Origin of the sequence: Streptomyces coffeae (genome assembly GCF_016741875.1) — a bacterium.
GTDB classification, from domain to species: domain Bacteria; phylum Actinomycetota; class Actinomycetes; order Streptomycetales; family Streptomycetaceae; genus Streptomyces; species Streptomyces coffeae.
Genome location: NZ_JAERRF010000018.1, coordinates 113,183 through 132,901, shown reverse-complemented (window position 1 = coordinate 132,901; position 19,719 = coordinate 113,183). Strand labels below are relative to the sequence as shown.

General features: G+C 70.9%; 16 protein-coding genes. 10 read left to right on the top strand and 6 right to left on the bottom strand.

Annotation, left to right across the window (positions count from 1 at the left end):
• The first annotated feature begins 11 nt into the window (after positions 1 to 11).
• From JK363_RS27410 to JK363_RS27390, 5 genes are all read left to right on the top strand, one after another.
• Complete coding sequence (locus tag JK363_RS27410) at positions 12 to 1,019, top strand: aldo/keto reductase (RefSeq protein ID WP_201878181.1); 1,008 nt, start codon at positions 12 to 14, stop codon at positions 1,017 to 1,019.
• Between the two features lie 64 nt (positions 1,020 to 1,083).
• The gene (locus JK363_RS27405; protein WP_201878174.1) at positions 1,084 to 1,728 is read left to right on the top strand and encodes a TetR/AcrR family transcriptional regulator; all 645 of its coding nucleotides are present in this window, start codon (positions 1,084 to 1,086) and stop codon (positions 1,726 to 1,728) included.
• A 116-nt stretch (positions 1,729 to 1,844) separates the two neighbouring features.
• Positions 1,845 to 3,968: a HelD family protein gene (locus JK363_RS27400; protein ID WP_504752268.1), complete on the top strand. Its 2,124-nt coding sequence runs from the start codon at positions 1,845 to 1,847 to the stop codon at positions 3,966 to 3,968.
• A 75-nt stretch (positions 3,969 to 4,043) separates the two neighbouring features.
• A complete protein-coding gene (locus JK363_RS27395; protein ID WP_201878172.1) occupies positions 4,044 to 5,138 on the top strand; it encodes a CobW family GTP-binding protein in 1,095 nt (364 codons plus the stop codon).
• 95 nt (positions 5,139 to 5,233) lie between these two features.
• Positions 5,234 to 6,688 (top strand): FG-GAP and VCBS repeat-containing protein, encoded by a 1,455-nt coding sequence (locus JK363_RS27390; protein ID WP_201878170.1) that lies wholly within the window; start codon positions 5,234 to 5,236, stop codon positions 6,686 to 6,688.
• 18 nt (positions 6,689 to 6,706) lie between these two features.
• Here the strand turns inward: JK363_RS27390 and JK363_RS27385 are convergent, their stop codons facing one another.
• The 4 genes from JK363_RS27385 to JK363_RS27370 all read right to left on the bottom strand — a co-directional run bounded on the left by JK363_RS27385 (position 6,707) and on the right by JK363_RS27370 (position 12,922).
• Positions 6,707 to 8,278 carry a sensor histidine kinase gene (locus tag JK363_RS27385; protein ID WP_201878293.1) on the bottom strand — a complete coding sequence of 524 codons (1,572 nt, stop codon included), beginning with the start codon at positions 8,276 to 8,278 and terminating at the stop codon, positions 6,707 to 6,709.
• A gap of 5 nt (positions 8,279 to 8,283) precedes the next feature.
• Positions 8,284 to 9,042 (bottom strand): response regulator transcription factor, encoded by a 759-nt coding sequence (locus JK363_RS27380; RefSeq protein WP_201878161.1) that lies wholly within the window; start codon positions 9,040 to 9,042, stop codon positions 8,284 to 8,286.
• A gap of 63 nt (positions 9,043 to 9,105) precedes the next feature.
• On the bottom strand, positions 9,106 to 10,623 hold the full coding sequence (locus JK363_RS27375) for a streptophobe family protein (RefSeq protein WP_201878159.1): 1,518 nt from the start codon (positions 10,621 to 10,623) through the stop codon (positions 9,106 to 9,108).
• A 31-nt stretch (positions 10,624 to 10,654) separates the two neighbouring features.
• Complete coding sequence (locus tag JK363_RS27370; protein WP_201878286.1) at positions 10,655 to 12,922, bottom strand: MMPL family transporter; 2,268 nt, start codon at positions 12,920 to 12,922, stop codon at positions 10,655 to 10,657.
• Between the two features lie 514 nt (positions 12,923 to 13,436).
• On the opposite strand from JK363_RS27370, the gene JK363_RS27365 reads away from it, so the two are divergent.
• The 5 genes from JK363_RS27365 to JK363_RS27345 all read left to right on the top strand — a co-directional run bounded on the left by JK363_RS27365 (position 13,437) and on the right by JK363_RS27345 (position 17,024).
• On the top strand, positions 13,437 to 13,676 hold the full coding sequence (locus JK363_RS27365) for a hypothetical protein (RefSeq protein ID WP_201878157.1): 240 nt from the start codon (positions 13,437 to 13,439) through the stop codon (positions 13,674 to 13,676).
• Between the two features lie 3 nt (positions 13,677 to 13,679).
• Positions 13,680 to 14,057, top strand: coding sequence for a toxin Doc (locus tag JK363_RS27360; RefSeq protein WP_201878155.1), 378 nt, complete (start codon positions 13,680 to 13,682; stop codon positions 14,055 to 14,057).
• Positions 14,058 to 14,362: 305 nt separating this feature from the next.
• Positions 14,363 to 14,986 carry a DUF1963 domain-containing protein gene (locus JK363_RS27355; protein ID WP_236076139.1) on the top strand — a complete coding sequence of 208 codons (624 nt, stop codon included), beginning with the start codon at positions 14,363 to 14,365 and terminating at the stop codon, positions 14,984 to 14,986.
• A 336-nt stretch (positions 14,987 to 15,322) separates the two neighbouring features.
• Positions 15,323 to 16,519, top strand: coding sequence for a helix-turn-helix domain-containing protein (locus tag JK363_RS27350; RefSeq protein WP_201878151.1), 1,197 nt, complete (start codon positions 15,323 to 15,325; stop codon positions 16,517 to 16,519).
• Between the two features lie 103 nt (positions 16,520 to 16,622).
• The gene (locus JK363_RS27345; RefSeq protein WP_236076138.1) at positions 16,623 to 17,024 is read left to right on the top strand and encodes a hypothetical protein; all 402 of its coding nucleotides are present in this window, start codon (positions 16,623 to 16,625) and stop codon (positions 17,022 to 17,024) included.
• 755 nt (positions 17,025 to 17,779) lie between these two features.
• Here the strand turns inward: JK363_RS27345 and JK363_RS27340 are convergent.
• Positions 17,780 to 19,081, bottom strand: a complete 1,302-nt coding sequence (locus JK363_RS27340) for an MFS transporter (protein WP_201878284.1) — start codon at positions 19,079 to 19,081, stop codon at positions 17,780 to 17,782.
• Between the two features lie 91 nt (positions 19,082 to 19,172).
• Complete coding sequence (locus JK363_RS27335) at positions 19,173 to 19,676, bottom strand: MarR family winged helix-turn-helix transcriptional regulator (protein WP_201878148.1); 504 nt, start codon at positions 19,674 to 19,676, stop codon at positions 19,173 to 19,175.
• Between the last annotated feature and the right edge of the window lie 43 nt (positions 19,677 to 19,719).

Below are 19,719 nucleotides of genomic sequence, written 5' to 3'. Positions count from 1 at the left end.
GGAAGAGCCACATGGTCCATCTCGCCGCGGACGACCGCTACGACTCCATGCACTACCAGCGCTGCGGACGCAGCGGAGTGCTGCTGCCGAAGGTCTCGCTCGGCCTGTGGCACAACTTCGGCGACACCCACCCGCTCGAGAACCAGCGTGCGGTGCTGCGCCGTGCCGTGGACCTCGGCGTCACCCACATCGACCTGGCCAACAACTACGGCCCGCCGCCCGGCAGTGCCGAGGCCAATTTCGGCACCGTATTCGCCCAGGACTTCCGTCCGTACCGCGACGAGCTGTTCATCGCGACCAAGGCCGGATACCTCATGTGGCCTGGCCCGTACGGCGAATGGGGCTCGCGCAAGTACCTCCTCGCCAGCCTTGACCAGTCGCTGTCCCGGATGGGCCTGGACTACGTCGATGTCTTCTACTCCCACCGCTTCGACCCGGACACTCCCCTCGAGGAGACGATGGGCGCGCTCGACAGCGCGGTACGGCAGGGCAAGGCGCTCTACGCGGGCCTGTCCAACTACCCGCCGGAGGCGATCACCGAGGCAGCCGCGATCCTGAAGGAGCTGCGCACGCCGTATCTGATCAACCAGCATCCGTACTCGATGCTCCAGCGCGGGGTCGAGGGCGGGGTGCTGGAGTCCGCGGCGCGCGCGGGCGTCGGCGTCATCGCCTTCTCGCCTCTCGCGCAGGGCCAGCTCACCGACCGCTATCTGAAGGGGGTGCCCGCCGACTCCCGGATGGCGCTCGGCCACTTCCTCACTCGTGACGCGCTCACCGAGGAGCGCCTCACCCTGCTGCGCGCGCTCGACAAGATGGCCGAGGGGCGCGGTCAATCCCTCGCCCAGATGGCGCTGGCATGGGTGCTGCGGGACCCGCGGGTGGTCTCGGTGCTGATCGGCGCGAGCTCCGTCGCGCAGCTCGAGCAGAACGTCGCCGTGCTGGACTCGCCCGGCTTCACCGACGCCGAACTCGCCGAGATCGACCGGCTCTCCGCCGAGGCCGGGGTGGAGATCCCCTGATGACCCGGGTGCCTCCCCGTCGGGCGCGCGTCCGCCGGGGAGGCGCGGCGGCTACGGTTCACCCATGAGCGGTGAGACGGGCCTGCGGGAGCGCAAGAAGCAGCGGATGTACCGGACGATCTCCGAGACGGCGATCTCGTTGTTTCTCCAGCGGGGGTTCGACGAGGTGTCCGTCGCGGATGTGGCGGCCGCGGCCGAGGTGTCCAAGCCCACGCTGTTCCGCTACTTCGCCTCCAAGGAGGACCTGGCGCTCCACCGCTTTGCCGACCACGAGGACGAGGCGGCCCGGGTGGTGCGCGACCGGGCGGAGCGGGAGTCGCCGCTGGAGGCGCTGCGGCGTCATTTCCTGGCCGGGCTGGAGCGCCATGACCCGGTGACCGGGCTCAACGACGACGCGGATGTCCTCGCCTTCCACCGGCTGCTGTACGGCACCCCCAGTCTGGTCGCCCGGCTCTTCGCGTACATCGGCCGCTCGGAGGACGCGCTCGCGCGCGCCCTCGCGGAGGCGGAGCCGGCGGAGGGCGGTCCGGACGACATCACGGCGCGGCTGGCCGCGGGTCAGATCATCGCCGTCCAGCGGATTCTGGCGCAGGAGAACTGGCGTCGCATCGAGGCCGGAGCCCCCGCCTGGGGGGTCCAGCCGGACGCGGTCGCCGCTGCCGAGCGCGCCTTCACCATGCTCCGCTCGGGACTTGCCCCCTACGCCTGACCTGGAACGTCTGCCCCGGGGAGATTCACTCCTCCACAAAAAACGTGACCGGGTTAAAAAATTCACCGAGTCACGCTATGCTGTTCTGGTCGAACGGTACGAGGGGCGGCACAACCATGACCACAACCGATCAGCACATCCACGGCGCCGAGCGGGGCCACGCGGACCCCGTGGACGCTGCGGGCTCTCCGGGTCCCGGAGATGCGCTCACCGGGCAGCTCACCGAGGAGCGCGCTTACCACGACGCCTGCCGCGCGGCGATGGCCCGGATGGTGCGCGGCGCCGATGACCAGGTCATCACCGGTGAGGACGTCTCGGGCAGCGGCGCGGACGCCGAGGTCCTCGGCCGCCATCTGCGCAGCTTCGCCAAGAAGCTGGCCGAGGAGCCGGACACCCCGCTGTTCTTCGGCCGGCTCGACTTCGGCCACGGCCCCGCGGCAGGGGACCACAGTGGTCAGCGCTACCACATCGGCCGCCGGCGGATCGTCGAGCACCCCTCCGCGCCCCCGATGGTGATCGACTGGCGGGCTCCGGTCTCCCGCGCCTTCTACCAGGCCGGTCCCCGCGATCCCCAGGGGGTGGCGGTCCGCCGCCGCTTCGGCTGGGCGCCCTTCAGCCGCGGCGACGCCGAGGACCTCACCGGTATCGAGGACGAACACCTCACCTCCGGCCGGGCCCGCCAGGACCCCAGCCGGATCGTCACCGGTGAGATCGAACGCCCCCGGGTCGGGCCGATGCGTGACGTCGCCGCCACCATCCAGCCCGAACAGGACGACCTGGTCCGTGGCGAACTCACCGCTTCGGTCTGTGTCCAGGGCGCCCCCGGCACCGGAAAGACGGCCGTCGGCCTGCACCGGGCCGCCTACCTCCTCTACACCCACCCTCAGCGCATCCAGCGCGGCGGCCTGCTCGTCCTCGGCCCCAACCGCGCCTTCCTGCGCTACATCGCCGAAGTCCTGCCCGCGCTTGGAGAGATCGACATCCGCCAGTGCACGCTGGAGGACGAGATCGCCCGCCACCCCGTGGGCGCGATCGATGACGAGGCCACCGCGGCGCTCAAGCACGACCCCCGCATGGCCACCGTGCTCGCCCGCGCCCTGTACGACCAGGTCCGCCCGCCCACCGAGTCGCTCGCCGTCCCGGACGGCTCGTACCGCCGCCGTATCCCGCGCGACGAACTGGAGCGGATCGTCGAGGAAGTTCACGCCGACCGGCCGCCCTACGCGGTCGGGCGCGAGCGGGTACGGTCCCGCGCGGTCGGCCTGCTCCAGCGCCAGGCCGAGCGGCGGGCCGGACCGCCGAGCACCGCATGGCTGCGCCGGATGGAGCGGTCCGCGGCCATGACCGCGTTGGTGGACGCCGTATGGCCCGCCGTCCGCCCCGAGGAGCTGGTGGCCGAGCTGTTCAGCGACGCCGACGCGCTGGCCCGTGCCGCCGACGGACTGCTGACCGAGCGGGAGCGGTTCGCCCTGCTGTGGCGCAGACCTCCGCGGTCGCACAAGAGCGCCCGGTGGTCGGCGGCGGACCTGGTGCTCCTCGACGAGGTGGCCGGGCTCATCGAACGGCCCACGGGCTATGGCCACATCGTTGTCGACGAGGCCCAGGACCTCTCCCCGATGCAGTGCCGCGCCATCGCCCGCCGCGCCGGATTCGGCTCCCTCACCGTCCTCGGCGACCTCGCCCAGGGCACCAGCCCCTGGGCCGCGCGCAGCTGGGCCGAACACCTCGGCCACCTGGGCAAGCCAGAGGCCGCCGTGGTACCGCTGACCACCGGATTCCGGGTCCCGGCAGCCATCGTCGAGCTGGCCAACCGCCTCCTGGCGCGGCTGCCGGTCGACGTACCCGCGGCCCGCTCGCTGCGCCGCGACGGGAGCCTGCGGATCCGCCGGACGGCCGCACTCACCGAGGAGGCGGTGGCAACGGTCCGGGGAGCCCTGGAGCGGGACGGCTCGATCGCCGTCATCGCCGCCGCGTCGGACACCGCGCGGCTGAGCCAGGCGCTGGAGAAGGCCGGGATCGCGACCGCCGCCGCTGAGGAGCCGGACAGTGCCGCCCGTGTCACCGTGCTCCCCGCGACCCTGGCCAAGGGGCTGGAGTACGACCATGTGGTCGTGGCCGAACCGGCGGCCATCGTGGACGCCGAACCACGCGGTCTCCACCGGCTGTACGTGGTCCTCACGCGCGCCGTCTCCCGGCTCGACATCCTCCACCACCGCCCCCTGCCGGACGCCCTGCGCTGATCGCGGGGGAGGGTACCCGGATAGCATGAGCGGTCCGCCCGCGACCGCCCCACCACGCCCTACGGAGACGCACCCTTGGCCACACCACGGATCCCCGTCATCCTCCTCACGGGCTTCCTGGGCTCCGGGAAGACCACCCTGCTCAACCATCTGATGCGGGACAGCGCGGGCACCCGCATCGGCGTCATCGTCAACGACTTCGGCAGCGTCAACATCGACGCCCTGGCCGTCGCGGGCCAGGTCGACTCGATGATCCCCATCGAAAACGGCTGTCTGTGCTGCGCCGCGGACGCCTCCGAAATGGACGACATGCTCCAGCGGCTCACCGACCCGGCGCTGCGCATCGACGTGGTGGTGATCGAGGCCAGCGGTCTCGCCGAGCCGCAGAGCATGATCCGTTCGCTGCTGTCCAGCACCAGCGAACGGATCGTCTACGGCGGGCTGGTGGAGGTCGTGGACGCCGCGGAGTTCCCCCGTACCCGCGAGCGCCATCCCGAGCTCGACCGCCATGTGCGCGCCGCCGACCTCGTGGTGCTCAACAAGACCGACCGGGTGGAGGAGGAGGAGCGCCGGGCGGTGCTGGAGACGGTGGAGGAGATCGCTCCGGGCATCCCGCTCCTGACCGCCGAACACGGTCGTGTCGACCCCGCTCTGCTCTTCGACCACCGGCCCCGCACCACCGCCGAGGAGCGCTTCCAGCAGCTCTCCTTCGCGGATGTGTGCAGCGGCGAGCACGACGACCACAGCCGTCATCTCCACGCCGCCTACGAGAGCGTGGAGTTCATCTCAGCCGAGTCGCTGAACCCACGGCGTGTCATGGATGTTCTCGACAGCCGCCCCGCCGGCCTCTACCGCATCAAGGGCTTCCTGCACTTCGCGGGTGCCGGAGCCGACCACAAGTACGGGCTGCACGCGGTCGGTTCGTTCCTCCGGTTCCAGCCCGTGCCCTGGGAGCACGGTGAACCCCGCGCCACCCAGCTGGTGATGATCGGCACCGGTCTCGACGCCGACACCCTCACCAAGCGTCTCGCGGACTGCGTCGAGACCGCGCCGGACGAAGTCGACGACCGGCAGATGATGGGCGTTCTGCGCTATGTGCAGACCGAAGAGCCGGACGAGCCCGAAGAGCCCGCTGAGACTGGTGTGTTGGCCGAAAATCTACGGGACTAGGGAATCTCTGCGGCGGGGTGCACAACGGTTCGGCGGTCTCACGGGTCGAGGTGGGTGTACATGAGGTAAACGCTTGCCAACAAGCAGGAGGATGTGTGCGTTCCCGTTCCCTCTCCACCGTCGCACGCTGCGCGACGGTGGTCGCACTAGTGACCACCCCCGCTGTCTTAGCCGGCCCCTCCGCCAGTGCGGCCGGTTCCGCCCGCACCACCGCGGCCGCCGCCACCCCACAGGCCGACTTCAACAAGGACGGATTCGCCGACCTCGCCGTCTCCGCGCCGACCGGCACGGTGGGCGGCAAGGCCAAGGCGGGCTATGTCGCCGTCGTCTACGGCTCGGCGTCCGGGGCGAACACCGGCCACCGGCAGGTCATCGGCGAAGACGCCGCCGGCGTCCCCGGGGACCCGGAGGCGGACGCCAGATTCGGACAGCGCACGGTCGCCCGCGACTTCGACGGCGACGGCTACACCGATCTCGCGGTCCAGTCCAGCAGCACCCCGTCCGTCACCGTCCTGTGGGGCTCGGCCAACGGTCTGAGCGGTGGCACCGCGCTGCCCAAGGGCGACGGCGACAACTTCGGTTCCAGCATCATCGCCGGTGGTGACATCAACGGCGACGGCCACGCCGACCTGATCGACCTCACCCAGGTCGGCACCGACCCGGATTCCTCGACCGCCCTGCGCGTCCGGTTCGGCCCGTTCACCCGTGACGGCGCCGACGCGGGCAGCGCCACCGCCGACACCGGGAAGATCGACGCGCCGACCAGCCTGACCGTGGGCGATGTCACCGGCGACGGCAAGGACGACGTGGTCACCACCCACGCCTTCGAGGAGATGTCCGAGGCCACTCTGTTCTGGAAGGGCGGCACGGACGGTCTGACGAAGTCGTCCGCCCGGCTCGATCACGGTGCCTCGGCGGCCATGGGTGACGTCGACAAGGACGGCCACGCCGATCTGATCATGCGCACCGTACCGGGCAACGTCGTGGAGAACCTGCCGTACGACCACGGCACCCTCAAGGTGCTCTATGGCACCGCGTCCGGTCCGAGCACCACCCGCACCAGGGTGATCGACCAGAACACCCCGGGTGTGCCGGGCGCCAATGAGGACGGCGACCAGTTCGGTTACGAGCTGAGCGCCGGTGATGTCAACGGCGACGGCTACGCCGATGTCGCCGTCGGCATCCCCTACGAGGACATCGACAGCGGCAAGGACGCGGGCAGCGTGGTCCAGCTTTACGGCGGCGCGGGCGGTCTGTCCGGCACCGGCGCCCAGGCGTTCACCCAGGACACCGCCGGTGTTCCGGGTGCGGGTGAGGCGGGCGACCACTTCGGCGCGGCGGTGCGGCTCGGCGACACCAATGGTGACCGCAAGGCCGATCTGTCCGTGGGCGCCCCCGAGGAGGACGGCGCCCAGACCTCCAGCGGTGCCGCCTGGGTGCTGCGCGGTCAGCCCGGTGGCCTCACCACCGACGGCGTGGTCTCCTTCGGCCCCGCCACGCTCGGCGCCTCCGAGCCGGGGGCGGGCCTGGGCACCGAGTTCCAGCGGTAAGCACTCGCCCTCGCACGCTCAGCCCTCCCCGGCGTCCTCCGGCCCGTTGGCCCGCTCGCGCGGGTCGGCCCGGTCCGGTTCCTCGCCCGGGGAGGGCAGCGGAAGCAGCACCCGGAAGGTACAGCCCTCACCGGGCGCGGTGTCGATGTCCACCCGCCCGCCGTGCGCGGAGACGAGCGAGTGGACGATGGCCAGGCCCAGCCCCGAACCGCCGCCCGCGGTCCGGCTGCGGGAGTCATCGGCGCGGTAGAAGCGCTCGAAGACCCGCTGTCGTTCCTCCGGTGACAGACCGGGACCCCGGTCGGCCACCTCGAGCACGGCGTACGCGCCTTCGGTGCCCACGCCGATGCGGACGGCGGTGCCGGACGGGGAGTGCGCCACCGCGTTGCCGACCAGATTGGTGACCACCTGCCGCAGCCGCGCCTCGTCGGCCAGCGCCGGTGCGGAAGCCGGCCGGCCGCCGCCGGGCCCGGTGAGGGTGACCTCGCGGGTGGCGTCCAATGCGCGTACGTCGTGCAGGGCGTCGGCCGCGAGGGTGCGCAGATCCATCGGGGCCAGATCCAGCGGGAAGGCGAGCGGCTGGTGCGCGTCGGCCGCGGTGCGATGGGCGTCCTCGTCCAGCCGTGCCAGCAGCAGCATGTCCTCGACGAGCTGGGTGAGACGTTCGGACTCCTCGGCGATCCGCCGCATGGTGTGGTCGATGTCCTGACGGGTCGGCAGAGCGCCCATGCGGTACAGGTCCGTATAGCCCTTGATGCCGACGAGCGGGGTGCGCAGTTCATGGCTGCCGTCGGCGAAGAAGCGCCGCATCCGCGCCTCGGCCTCGGCCCGGGCGCGGAAGGCGGTGTCGATCCGGGCGAGCATCCGGTTCAGATACTCGGTGAGACGGCCCACCTCGGTGTGCGGGCCCGCCAGTTCGGGGATCCGCTGGGAGTAGTCGCCCGCGGTGATCGCTGCCGTGGTCTCCTGGATCCGGGTCAGCGGGCGCAGTCCGGAGCGGACCGCGAACCATCCGGCCACGGCGAGCACGGCGATCAACGCGGCCCCGGCGGTGAGCGAGACGTACCGGGTCCTGGTGACGGTGGCCTCGACCGCGTCCAGGGACGAAGCCACGATCACGCTCCCGGAGCGCTCCGAGGTGGCTGCCATGGGCAGGTCGCGCGGTTCGTCCCGGGGTACGGTGATCACCCGCCAGGTGTGGTCGCCGTGGTGCGCGCGCACCGTGAACGGACGCCCGTGTGTGGCCAGGACGGTCTGGCGGTCCAGCCGGGGGAGTGCCGGGCCGCCGCCGGGCGGTGCCGCGGTCGCCCCGAACGCCCCGTCCGGGGCGCCCCGGTCGTCCACGTACGTCACCGTCGTGCTCTCGAAGAAGCTGAGGAGCCGCACACTGTGCGGGGGTTCCGGGGGAGGGGCCACCCTGCAGGCGATCTCGGCGGTCAGCGCGAGCCGGGAGTCCATCCGGTCCTGGAGATAGTCGCGCAGCGTGGTGCTGACGACCACGCCCGCCGCCAGCAGCCCCACCGAAACCAGGGCCATGGACAGACACAGCAGACGTGTGCGCAGCGACAGCCGGGTCAGCGCGCGCCCCATCCGGGTCACGGGCGGCCGCCCCGCTTCCTCGGTCCGCGGATGACGTATCCCACGCCGTGCACCGTGTGCAGGAGTTTGGGCTCCACCCGGTCGATCTTCCGCCGCAGATAGCTGATGTAGGTGTCGACGATGCTCGGGTCACCGCCGAAGTCATAGGCCCAGACGTTCTCCAGGATCTGCCCCTTGGACATCGTCCGCCCGGCGTTGGCCATCAGGAAGTGCAGCAGCCGGAACTCGGTCGGCGACAGCCGGATCTGCTCCCCGGCCCGGGTCACCAGATGCCCCTCCGGCTCCAGCTCCAGATCGGCCACGACCAGACTGGCGGGCGGCTCGCCCTTGGTACGGCGCAGCACGGCCTGGATCCGGGCGATCAGCTCCTCCAGGTCGAACGGCTTGGTGACGTAGTCGTCGCCGCCCAGCCGCAGCCCGTTGACCTTGTCCGCGGCGGCGTCGCGCGCGGTGAGGAAGAGCACCGGCACGGCGCCGCCGTGCCCGGTACCGGAGGACCTCGGCTGTGCGCGCAGCCTGCGGATCACCTCGAAGCCGTCCATGTCCGGCAGCATGATGTCCAGCAGGACCAGATCGGGGGGCTGACGGGCGGCCATGTCCAGCGCCTCCAGCCCGTTCGCCGCCGCGTCGACGTCGAACCCGGCGTACCGCAGCGCCGCGGGCAGCAGCTCCCGGACGGTCGGTTCGTCGTCGACGACGAGGAGATGGGGCCGGGGAGCCGCCGCCGTATGCCGCGGGTCTGTCGCTTCTGCCATGGTCTGGGGTGCCGCCTAGAGGGACTGTGGGTACCGGGTTTGTTCAGCACAGCACGGGGGTGGTCAGGATGCCGAGTCGTAGCTGCCCTGCGGGCGGCGACCGGGAGCGCGGGCGGCCACGGGCCGTCCGGAGCCGTCGGGGCGCGCCGGGCTCCGGTGTGTGGTGCGGGTTCCGTGGATCCGGCTCCCCCAGTATGCCGCGAGCCCGGCGAGGACGAGGCTGCTCAGCCCGGCCAGGCCCACCGCGCCGTCGAGGCCGCCGGTGACACCGCGCATTTCCTGCCCCATGACGCTGACACCGATCCGGAAGGAGGCCCGGGGGAGCAGGGCGAGCAGGATCGCCGTGCCGCATACCGCGAAACTCGTCCGCAGGGCGATCTCCACATGGCGGCTCAGAAGCGCGTTGGCCTCCTCGCGCGCTCCACGCACCGGCGTCCGCGCCGCGGCCCGGTAGCCGGTGAGCACCAGAGCGGTGACGAGCACGAGCAGACCGATCAGCCACAGCGGTGCCCCGGCCACGGTCCGGTCGGCGATGGTCACCGTCCGGTCGGTGAGCCCACCGTCGGTCCGGCCACCCTGGCCCATCATCCCCAGCAGTCCGCCGAGCTCGCCCTGTTGCTGGTGGATGCCCGCCTCCCACGACGCGCCCAGACCGGAGGTGAGCGCCACGGCCGGCAGATCCGGCCCCGCCAGCAGCAGCGCCCCGGCGGCCTTCGCCGCGCGGTCCCACCCGGCCAGGGCGGCGGCGCCTGCCAGCGCCCCGACCATCAGGGGCAGCGAGCACAGGACGGTGAGCACACCGGCCAGCGCCGAGGCCACGGGGTGCCACTTGAGCCGCAGTCGGCTGAGGGCCAGGGTGCTCGGCAGCGTCGTCCGCCGGGCCGCCACACAGCCGAGCCCGAGGATCACCGCCACCCCGACCACACCGAGGAGGCCCGCCATCGCGGGGTCGGCCTCGAAACGCACCGAGCGCAGGGCGGACATGCCGCCGGACATGCCGCCGCCCCCGAACCCGCGGAGGGGCTGCTGCCCTGAGCCGTCACCGACTCCCCCGGCCACGCCCTCCGGCAGCCGCAGCGTGCCCTGAGCCGGCAGCGCCAGCGACGGGAACAGCACCGCGGCGGCGCACAGCGCACCGCACATCCGGGCCAGCAGCAGCGCGGAGGCCGGGCGGGGGCGTGAGCGCAGCGGCCGGAAGAAGCCGTACCCCAGTACCACCGCCCCCAGGAACGTCAGCCCCAGCGGTATCGCCGCGGCCTGACCCGCCACCTCCAGACTCAATCCGTCGGTAAGACCGCCCAGGCCGCCGCCACCGCCCAGACCGCCCGCGCGCCCTCCGTCCTCCCCGAGCGGTACGGGCGAGTCGGACCCGAGTGTGAGCCCGCTCCCCGTGGCCATGCTGGTGATCGCCCAGGTGAGCCGGGACACCGGGGCGAGCTCATCGGCGCCCAGCGCCATCAGCGCCAGATACGCGGTGGCCGCCGTCACCACCACCGCGGCGAGGACCGCGAGCGCGCCTTCGAGGGCGTGGCGTAGGGCGCCACCGGGCCGTATGGCCGTGGACCGCGACGCTACGGACATCACTGATCCTTCCTTTCGCCGTTACGGTGGATCAGGAGCCGAGTCCGGCCGGGGCGGTGGATGCGCGGACAGCCTCATCCGGTTCGTTGCGCTCCGGGGCGCCCAGCTTCGCGCCCTCCACATCGATGTCCGGCACCCAGCGGTCCAGTCGGCGGGGGAGCCACCACGCCCGGTGGCCCAGCAGGGCCAGGACGGCCGGTACGAGTGTCATCCGGACGATGAAGGCGTCCAGGAAGACGGCCGTGGCCAGCCCGAAGCCGATGGTCTTCACCATCAGCTCGTCCGATCCCATGAACGCCGCGAAGACCGAGATCATGATGATGGCTGCCGCCGTGACGACCCGTCCCCCGAATTCGAATCCGCTGCTGATCGCGTTGAGGGGCGACTGCCCGCTCACATACGCCTCCCGCATCCGGGTCACCAGGAACACCTCGTAGTCCATGGCCAGTCCGAACACCACTCCGACCATGAAGATCGGCGTGAGCGACACCACCGGCCCCGGATCGGACACCCCGAACAGGGAAGCGCCCCAGCCCCACTGGAAGACCGCGACAACCACGCCGAGCGCCGCGGTGATGGACAGGACAAATCCCAGCGCGGCTTTGAGGGGGACCAGAAGGGAGCGGAAGACCGCGATCAGCAGCAGCAGCGCCAGGCCGGCCACGAGTGCGAGATAGGGAACGAGCGCGTCGGTCAGCTTCTGCGAGACGTCGATGTTCATCGCGGTGGAGCCGGACACCATGATCTGCGCACCGCTGTCGGCCTCGAGACCGGGATCGCGCAGTGCGTGAACGAGGTCGGTCGTTTCCAGACTGCTCGGCGCGGTGGCGGGCACCACGGTGAGAACTGCGGTGTCGTCGGAGTTGTTGAGGCGGGGCGGATTGACCCGGGCGACATCGTCCATCCGCTGGATGCGGGCGGTGGCGCTCTCCGCGGCGGTCTTGGCGCTTCCGCCCCCCTCGGGCTGCGCAACCACCATCAGCGGGCCGTTGAATCCCGGGCCGAACTCCTTCGACAGCAGGTCGTAGGCGCGGCGCTGGGTGGTGGACGTCGGCTGGCTGCCGTCGTCGGGCAGTCCCAACTCCAGGGAGGCGGCGGGCACGGCCACTGTGAGCAGGGCGGCCACCCCTACGAGGAGGACGGCGAGCGGGCGCCGGGTGACGAAGCGGGCCCAGCGCACGCCCATCCCGGGCCGGGGAACGGCACCCTCGTCAGGGCTCTTGGCGTCAGGGCTCTTGGCGTCAGAGGTCTTGGCGTCAGGGGTCTTGGTGAATAGCTTTCCGCGGCGCGGTCCGGCGGGCCGGATACGGCGCCCGGCGATGCCGAGGAGCGCCGGGACCAGTGTGACGGCGATGAGGACGGCGAGCGCGACGGTACCGGCCGCGGCCAGCCCCATCTGCGTCAGCACCGGGATGTTCACCACGGCCAGACCCACCAGCGCGATCACCACGGTGAGTCCGGCGAACACCACGGCCGATCCCGCCGTGCCCAGGGCCCGTCCGGCCGCCTCCTCCCTGTCCCTGCCCTCCGCGAGCTCGGCGCGATACCGGGAGACGACGAACAGGGCGTAGTCGATGCCCACCGCGAGGCCGAGCATCGTGGCGAGCACGGAGGTGGTGGAGCCCAGGCCGAGCGCGCTGGAGAGCGCCTTGATGACACTCATGCCGATACCCACCCCCAACATGGCGGTGAACAGGGGCAGGCCCGCGGCGAGCAGCGCGCCGAAGGTGATCACGAGGACCACCGCGGCCACGGCGAGCCCGATGGCCTCCGAGGCATGGCTGCCCTCCGAGGCGGACAGGGCGTTGCCGCCCACCTCGACCGTGAGTGTGGAGGACCGAGCCCGCTCCACGGTGTCCATCAGCGCAGTGCGCGAATCCTCCTCCACCTCCGGGCTGGACACCTCATAGGTGACCTGGGCATAGGCGGTGGAGCCGTCCTTGCTCACCGAGTGGGTCACGAAGGGATCGGCCACCTGGCTGACCTGCGGGTCCTTCCCCAGCTCCTGGACGGTTCGCCCGATGGCCTCCTTGGTCTGCGGCTCCGTCACCCGGCCGCCGTCGCTCTTGAACACCACACGTGCCGTGGCCCCGTTGGCGTTCTGCGCGGGAAACCGTTCGTGGAGCACGTCATAGGCGCGCTGCGCCTCCGTGCCCGGCATGGCGAAGTCGGTCTGGGGGGCCGCGGGGGCCTGGGCGGCCAGCACACCGGCGAGGACCAGGAGACCGGTCCACAGCACGGTGACGTACCACCGTCGTCGGAAGGAGAAGCGGCCCAGCGCGGACAGGAAGGTGGCCACAGACATGGCTCCCGGTCGGATCGTGGTTCAACAGGGCGGAAACCGCACGCCCTTGAGACCCGATTGCCGCCGCCGCGCCCCTGAAGGAGGGGACGTGGCTGACGTGACGCGGACCGGTCGGGCGGTACGGCGAGCGGGCGGCCGGTCCGGACCGTGGTCCGGACCCGCCGTGCCGCCGATCCGTAACGGGACCGGCCGGTCCGCTCTGACATCGGAGCCTGACAGCCGCCACCGGCCGCTTTCGGAGAGTTCCTGGGAGCTTTCTGAGAGCCCCGCGGGGGGACGGTGCCGCTACCGGCCTCCGGGCGCGGCACCGTCCCGCTTTCCCGGCCCCCGGATCCAGTTCCTCACAGGACACTCCCAGAATCGGCCCGCGCCGGTGCGCCGATGGCACCCCCGGGCGGGGAACCGATGCCCGCCCTCATCTCTCGTCAGCCCTTGTCAAGTACCTACAAAAACATCATGTGAGCTGCGGCGATTGCTGTCGCGGTACCTGACAAGTAGGGTGTGCCACATGTCAGCCCTCAACGTGGAATTCAGCGATCGGGAACTTGAGGACCTCCGCCAGATCGCCAAGGAGCGCGGCACCACCATGAAGGCCCTCGTCCGGGAGGCGACCGTGGCCGACATCGCCCGGCACCGCGCGCTCCAGGAAGGCGCCGAGGTCTTCCGCCGGTTCTTCGCGGACAACGCCGACGCCTTCGCCGACGCGTTCCCCGAGGACGAGCACGGCCCCCGGGGACGGGCCGCCTGACCCATGGCCCCCCTTCTGCATATCGACGTGCCGTGGCTGTTGCAGCGACATGAGGAAGTCCTGCCCGAACAGCCGGCCATCTCGGACTTCTCCGGTCTTGTCGCCGCCGTGGCCCGCCACCGGGTCGATCCGCCGCGTCTGGGTGTGGACCCCGACCCCGCATGGCGGGCCGCCGCCCTGCTGCACACACTGGCCACGCTCAGACCGCTTCCGGCGAGCAACGCGCGGTTCGCCAGCGCCACCGCGGTCGCCTATATGCACGCCTCGGGTGAGGGCATCGACCCGCCGTACGGAGCGCTGATCGACCTGGTCCGGGACATCCTGTCCAGCAAGGCCGATGTCTTCGACGCGGCGGGCCGTATCCGCTCCTGGCGCATCTGACCCCGGCACAGGCCGACTCGTCCGCCGTTGCGGCCCGGGCCGGGACCGCATGATGCACGCCACGCATACCGTCTCCCACCAGCTGTGATGGCGTGCCTATGCTGTCTGCCGTGCCCCGTCATACGCCTCCGCGCCCCTTGGATGTCGAGCAGGTCTTCCCCGAGGTGGCCGCGCTTCGGAGGCAGTCGGTACGGCTACACCCCCGCGCGGGCAGTCCAACGTCGCGGGACAGTTCGGTGGGCGGGCCGCTGTTGTGGCCCGAGCAGGATCCCTGGCCCGCGTGCCCGGAGCACCGTGGGTCGCGCATGGTGCCGATCCTGCAGCTCTACGCCGACGATGCCCTGGGGCTCGTACCGTTTCCGTCCGGACGCGACCTCCTTCAGGTGCTGTGGTGCCCGCTGGAGCACGACGGCCGGTGGGTCATTCCTGAAGTGCACTGGCGGGACGCCAAGGAAGTCGAGAGCATCTGCGAGGCACCGCCGGCGCCTACCGAGGCCCGTTTCGGGCGGATACCGAAGCCGTGCGTCGTCCATCCGGAGTTGGTCACGGAGTACCCGAGCTGGGACCTGGACGACGCACTCTGGGACGTGCTGGAGCCGCGCTTCGAGCAAGTGGAAGCCGAGACCGGGTGGGACTACCAGTCCCACCTGTCCACCGCTCCGGGGACCAAGCTGGGCGGGTACCCCGGCTGGTGCCAAGGCCCGCAGTGGCCGGACTGCTCAGGATGCGGAAAACCAATGGACCACCTGCTGACGGTGGAGAGCACCGAGGCGGATGCCGCGTCCTGGCTGGCCTGGACTCCGATCGAGGACCGGGGCATCGAGTACGAACACGCCGACCTGAGGCTGGGCGACATGGGTGGGGTCTATCTCTTCGAGTGCCGTACCTGTCCAGGCCGCCCATACAAGGACTGTTTCGACGGCTCCTGAACAAGCAGTTGGACCAAGACGAACCGGCAGAAGACCGACCAGGACCCGGCCATCTGGCTACCAGCGGACCCCGAAACACGCTGGTGGGCGGACCCGGCCGAGGTGGCCGCGCTCCAGCAGGTCCCGGCTGCCTGCCCGGATACGGAGATCACGGTCGTGCCTGCCCGCTGACGCCCGACAGCCTCGCCCCCCTCTCTGGCCTTCGGGCCCGGCGCAGGGGCCTCTCGTTATGCCCAGGAACACGTCGGCCCCCACCGAAGCGGGGGCCGATCAGGCATACCTGCGGAGCCGACTGCCGGTACCGTTCTGAGTGTCCAGGCCAGAACGGAGTTCAGCATGCCGCAGGGCAATGAAGAACACACCGGCGCACGGATCGCACGCACTCGCCGCGAGCGCGGCCTGACTCAACAGGGCCTGGCCATACGTGCCAACGTCTCGAAATCCCTGCTGTCCAAAGTCGAATGCGGCCAGAGGCCCGCCTCCCCATCGCTCGTCGCAGCCTGCGCGCGCGGACTCAGCGTGACCGCTGCGGACCTGCTTGGCCAGCCATACACCCAAGAGCTCCGCCGCGAGCGGCTCGATGAGGTGATACAGCCCATCCGAGTCAGCATGGAGAACTGGGACATCGCCCTCGACTGGCAGGTGCCGGCACGCCCGATCGCCCTCATCCGCGCCGACATGGCGAGAGTGCTCGTGCAGCGCCGCCAGGCCGAGTACCTCCCGATGGCCATGGACCTTCCAGCCCTCATCAATGAGTGCGTGCAAGCCATCCACACCACCACCGGCGACGAGCAACGGCAGGCACACGAGTGCCTGGCGTGGGCATTCCGATGCGTCTTCACACTGGCCTGGTCGTTCGGGTATATCGATCTGGCTACCGTCGCCCTGCTACGCCTGGATTGGGCCGCTCCCCGAGCTGACGAGCCGGGCCTCGCGGCGATGTACGGATACCTGCGTGCTCAGACCACGTTCGCCTCCAGTCGGTACGACCTCGGTATGCGGGTGGTGGACAGCACGCTGCGCGAGCTTGAAGGCCAGGACGCCCGGAACGCCCTTGGGCTCTCTGCCATGGCTGGCGTTCTCCAGCTGCGGGCCGCTGTGCTCGCCGGCCGGATGAAGGATGCCGACGAGGTGCAGGCACGCGTCACCGAGGCCCGCGCCTTGGCGACGCGGACCGGCGAGACTGCGGCATACGGTGTGGGATGGGGGCCGACGAACGTCGGAGTCCATGCCGTCGCGATCGCGTGTGACCTGGAGCAGTACGACCAGGCGGTGCAGCTGGCGGAAGACGTGCGCTTCCCCAGGCGTTGGGACCGGTCTCGGGCCGGGCACCATTGGCTGGACCTGGGCCGGGCCAACGTATGGGCCGGCGACGCTGAGCAGGCCCTCGCCTGTCTCCAGCGGGCACGCCGCACGGCGCCGCAGCAGACGCGGTACCACCCCACAACGCGTGAAGCGGTCATCGCGCTGAGGTCACGGGAGCGGTCACGTAGCAGCGAGCTTGCCGATTTCGCGAACTGGATCGGCCTATAGCCCCGGCGGCTGCGCTGAAGTTGCACAGTTCAGTGCAACTTGACTGCCTGCCAGGTCGAGAGTCTGTGACGGTCAGCACACAGACCGTTGCATGGAGCCGACCATGACGACCAGAGCCCTGCCGTGGACGCCGCCGATCGGCGTGCAGTTACTTCCCGCCGGACGGTGGTGGGATGCGGTGCGGGTCCCCGTTCATCTCGGGGACGACGCGCTTCACCTCTTGGGCGAGAACACCGGTGCCGTCATCGGTGACTCCCTGGGCAGAGCGCTGTGGTGGCTGATCAAGCCCGGGGCAGCCGTGCACTGGGACCCGCTGCCCTCGGTGAAGGTCTATGGCGACACCGCGTACGTCGAGGTCCCCTCGACGGAACGCACAGCAGGGCCCGGGGTCCACTGGCGCGTGCCGCCCACAGCTGAGCACCTCACCGGGGCAGCGGCTCTGCACTTCGCCCTCCAAGTGGCGTCGCAGGATGCCGAGGTGGCTCGTCGGCGGGGGCGGACATGACCCCCGAACCTGATCTGTGCGGAACCGCGGCCCCGCAGGCAGAGGCGGAGTGGCGAGCTGCCATCGAGCACGCTGCGCATTGCCTCGCCTGCCTGACACCGGGCGGCGTATGCAGCACGGGCGAGCAGTTGCTGAGGACCTACGAGACGGCAGTGCGCAACGCGCGGTCCAGTGGTGCCGGATGAGCCGCGAGCGGTCCGTGCGGGCTGCGAAGTACCTCTTCCGGGTTTGCCGGGCCGTACTCGTCCTCGGCGCGATGTTCGGCATCCTGGCCGCCACCATCGCCCTGTGCATCGCAGGCGATCCGGCCGCCCCATGGACCGGGTGGGCCGCTGGCGGGTCCGGCCCCGTATCCGATCGACGGTTATCGGCTCACCCCCCGGGGATTTCCCGGAGTCCCTGACCATGGAGGTCCGGATCGGCCCCGACCGGACCTCGTGGCAAGGTCGCCACGTACCAGACCGCGCCCTGCTCGGGGCAGCCCGCAGCGAGCCAGCCGTCCCCCGGACCCTGATCACCAACGGCCCAACAGCGCTTGCCCAGTTCGTCTCAGCACGGCCCGGCCAAGTCGCCGCGTTCAAGGCGCTTGGCACCACCCACGCCAGCGAGCGACGACAAGCCACACGTCCCATGGACGACGCAGGTCCGCGCCGACGAGACGGCGTACGGCGGAGGATCCCGCCGTACGACCGCCGCGGCCGGGAGTCCCTTCGAGGGACCGCCCGGCCGCGGCACGGATCGATGGGCGCGCAGGCTCAGCCCGCGGAGCCGAACTCCTCGGCGACGGCCCGCTTCTCCAGCGTTTCGTGCCGTGCCTCGGCCGGGCTGTGACCGGCCGCCTCCGCCGCCTGCGCGCGCTCGGCCTCGGCCAGCAGCGAATGGCCCGTGGCCAGCACACCGATGCCCAGCGCCACCGCCGCGGCCCCGATGTAGAACGGCATATGGACCCCGGCGTGTTCGGCCACCTTGCCCGCGGCGTACGGCGCCAGACCACCGCCGATGAAGCGGACGAAGCCGTAGGCCGCGGAGGCGACCGGACGCTCCACGGGCGCGACGGTCATCACCGCCTGCGTGGTGATGGTGTTGTTCACCCCGATGAAGGCACCGGCCACGATCACCGCGACGATCAGTGTCGTACGGGAGGTGGTGAACAGGCCGATGACGAGGATGTCGAGCGCGAAGAGCGCCAGATTCAGATACAGCGCCCGCGCGATGCCCAGCCTGGCCTGGAGCCAGGGCGCGCCGAAGACCGAGAAGAAGGCGACGAGCAGCCCCCAGCCGGTGAAGACATAGCCCAGCTCCTGTGTGCCCAGGTCCATGGGGAAGGGCGCATAGCCCAGCACTGTGAAGAAGCCCCAGTTGTAGCAGAGCGCGGTGAGCCCCATGATGAGCAGCCCGCGGTGGCGCAGCGCCTTGAGCGGGTCGGCCAGGGATGTGCGGCGTGGCGGGACCGGGGTGGGTTCGACCAGTACGACGGTGGCCACCAGCGCGATGGCCATCAGGACCGACACACCGAAGAACGGACCGCGCCAGCTGATACTGCCCAACTCGCCGCCCAGCAGTGGTCCGATGGCGATACCGATGCCGAGCGCCGTCTCGTAGAGGATGATCGCCCCGGCGAAACCGCCGCTGGCCGAGCCGACGATGACGGCGAGGGAAGTGGCGATGAACAGGGCGTTGCCCAGTCCCCAGCCCGCGCGGAAACCGACGATTCCGTCGATGCTGCCGGACGCTCCGGCCAGCGCGCTGAACAGCACGATGAGTACCAGCCCGGCCACCAGAGTGCGCTTGGCGCCGATACGGCTGGAGACAAAACCGGTGATCAGCATGGCGACGGCCGTGACCACCAGATAGCTGGTGAACAGCAGGGACACCTGGCTCGGTGTGGCATGCAGCTTGGCGGAGAGCGAGGGCAGGATCGGGTCCACCAGGCCGATGCCCATGAACGAGATCACACAGGCGAAGGCCACCGCCCAGACGGCCTTCGGTTGGTTGAACGGGCTCTGGGCGCGGGGAGGGGTGGACCGGTCGGTGCCGGGGGCGGGGTGGGCGGATATGCCGGAGTGAGCGGACAACAAGGGCTCCGTCGGGTCAGGACCCGGGCCGTGACGGCATGACGAGCCGTGGCGCGGCGGGGGTGCCGATGGGTCAGGAAGCGGTGCTCCCCGGAGATCTGCGCACCCGCGCCGCGCTCTCGACCAGCCGCTGGAAAGCGGGGCCCGCGGCGCGGACGGCGGTGGCGAGTGCCTCTTCGTCCTCCGGGGACAGGGTGGCCAGCAGTTCGGTCAGCTGGGTGGTACGGCTGCGGCGCCGTGCGGCGAGCAGTGCGCGCCCGTCGTCGGTGACCGCCACCAGCACCACCCGTCCGTCGGCCGGATCGGCGACCCGGGTCACCAGACCCTGCCGCTCCAGTCGCTGGACCAGCTGGGTCATCGACGGCTGGGTGACCCCCTCGTCCGAGGCCAGTGCGGTCAGCCGCGCCGGACCCTCCCGGTTCAGTCGCCCGAGTGTGGACGCGGCCGTGAAGCTGATGTCCCGGTTGGTCAGATGGCGGATCGCGAGGAACGCCAGCTGCTCCAGTGCCTCCGCGACCTCTTCGCGGACCGCGGGGGCGTCGGGCTCACCCGGATCGGACTGCTGTGTGTACTCCACACTTATATTTGTATCACGGGCCTATATAGGTGGTCGATATAGG

Coding starts and splice junctions, on each gene's coding strand:
- JK363_RS27410 (WP_201878181.1), top strand. CDS start 12: ATGGTCCATCTCGCCGCGGACGACCGCTACGACTCCATGCACTACCAG.
- JK363_RS27405 (WP_201878174.1), top strand. CDS start 1,084: ATGAGCGGTGAGACGGGCCTGCGGGAGCGCAAGAAGCAGCGGATGTAC.
- JK363_RS27400 (WP_504752268.1), top strand. CDS start 1,845: ATGACCACAACCGATCAGCACATCCACGGCGCCGAGCGGGGCCACGCG.
- JK363_RS27385 (WP_201878293.1), bottom strand. CDS start 8,278: ATGGGGCGCGCGCTGACCCGGCTGTCGCTGCGCACACGTCTGCTGTGT.
- JK363_RS27380 (WP_201878161.1), bottom strand. CDS start 9,042: ATGGCAGAAGCGACAGACCCGCGGCATACGGCGGCGGCTCCCCGGCCC.
- JK363_RS27375 (WP_201878159.1), bottom strand. CDS start 10,623: ATGTCCGTAGCGTCGCGGTCCACGGCCATACGGCCCGGTGGCGCCCTA.
- JK363_RS27365 (WP_201878157.1), top strand. CDS start 13,437: ATGTCAGCCCTCAACGTGGAATTCAGCGATCGGGAACTTGAGGACCTC.
- JK363_RS27360 (WP_201878155.1), top strand. CDS start 13,680: ATGGCCCCCCTTCTGCATATCGACGTGCCGTGGCTGTTGCAGCGACAT.
- JK363_RS27355 (WP_236076139.1), top strand. CDS start 14,363: ATGGTGCCGATCCTGCAGCTCTACGCCGACGATGCCCTGGGGCTCGTA.
- JK363_RS27350 (WP_201878151.1), top strand. CDS start 15,323: ATGCCGCAGGGCAATGAAGAACACACCGGCGCACGGATCGCACGCACT.
- JK363_RS27345 (WP_236076138.1), top strand. CDS start 16,623: ATGACGACCAGAGCCCTGCCGTGGACGCCGCCGATCGGCGTGCAGTTA.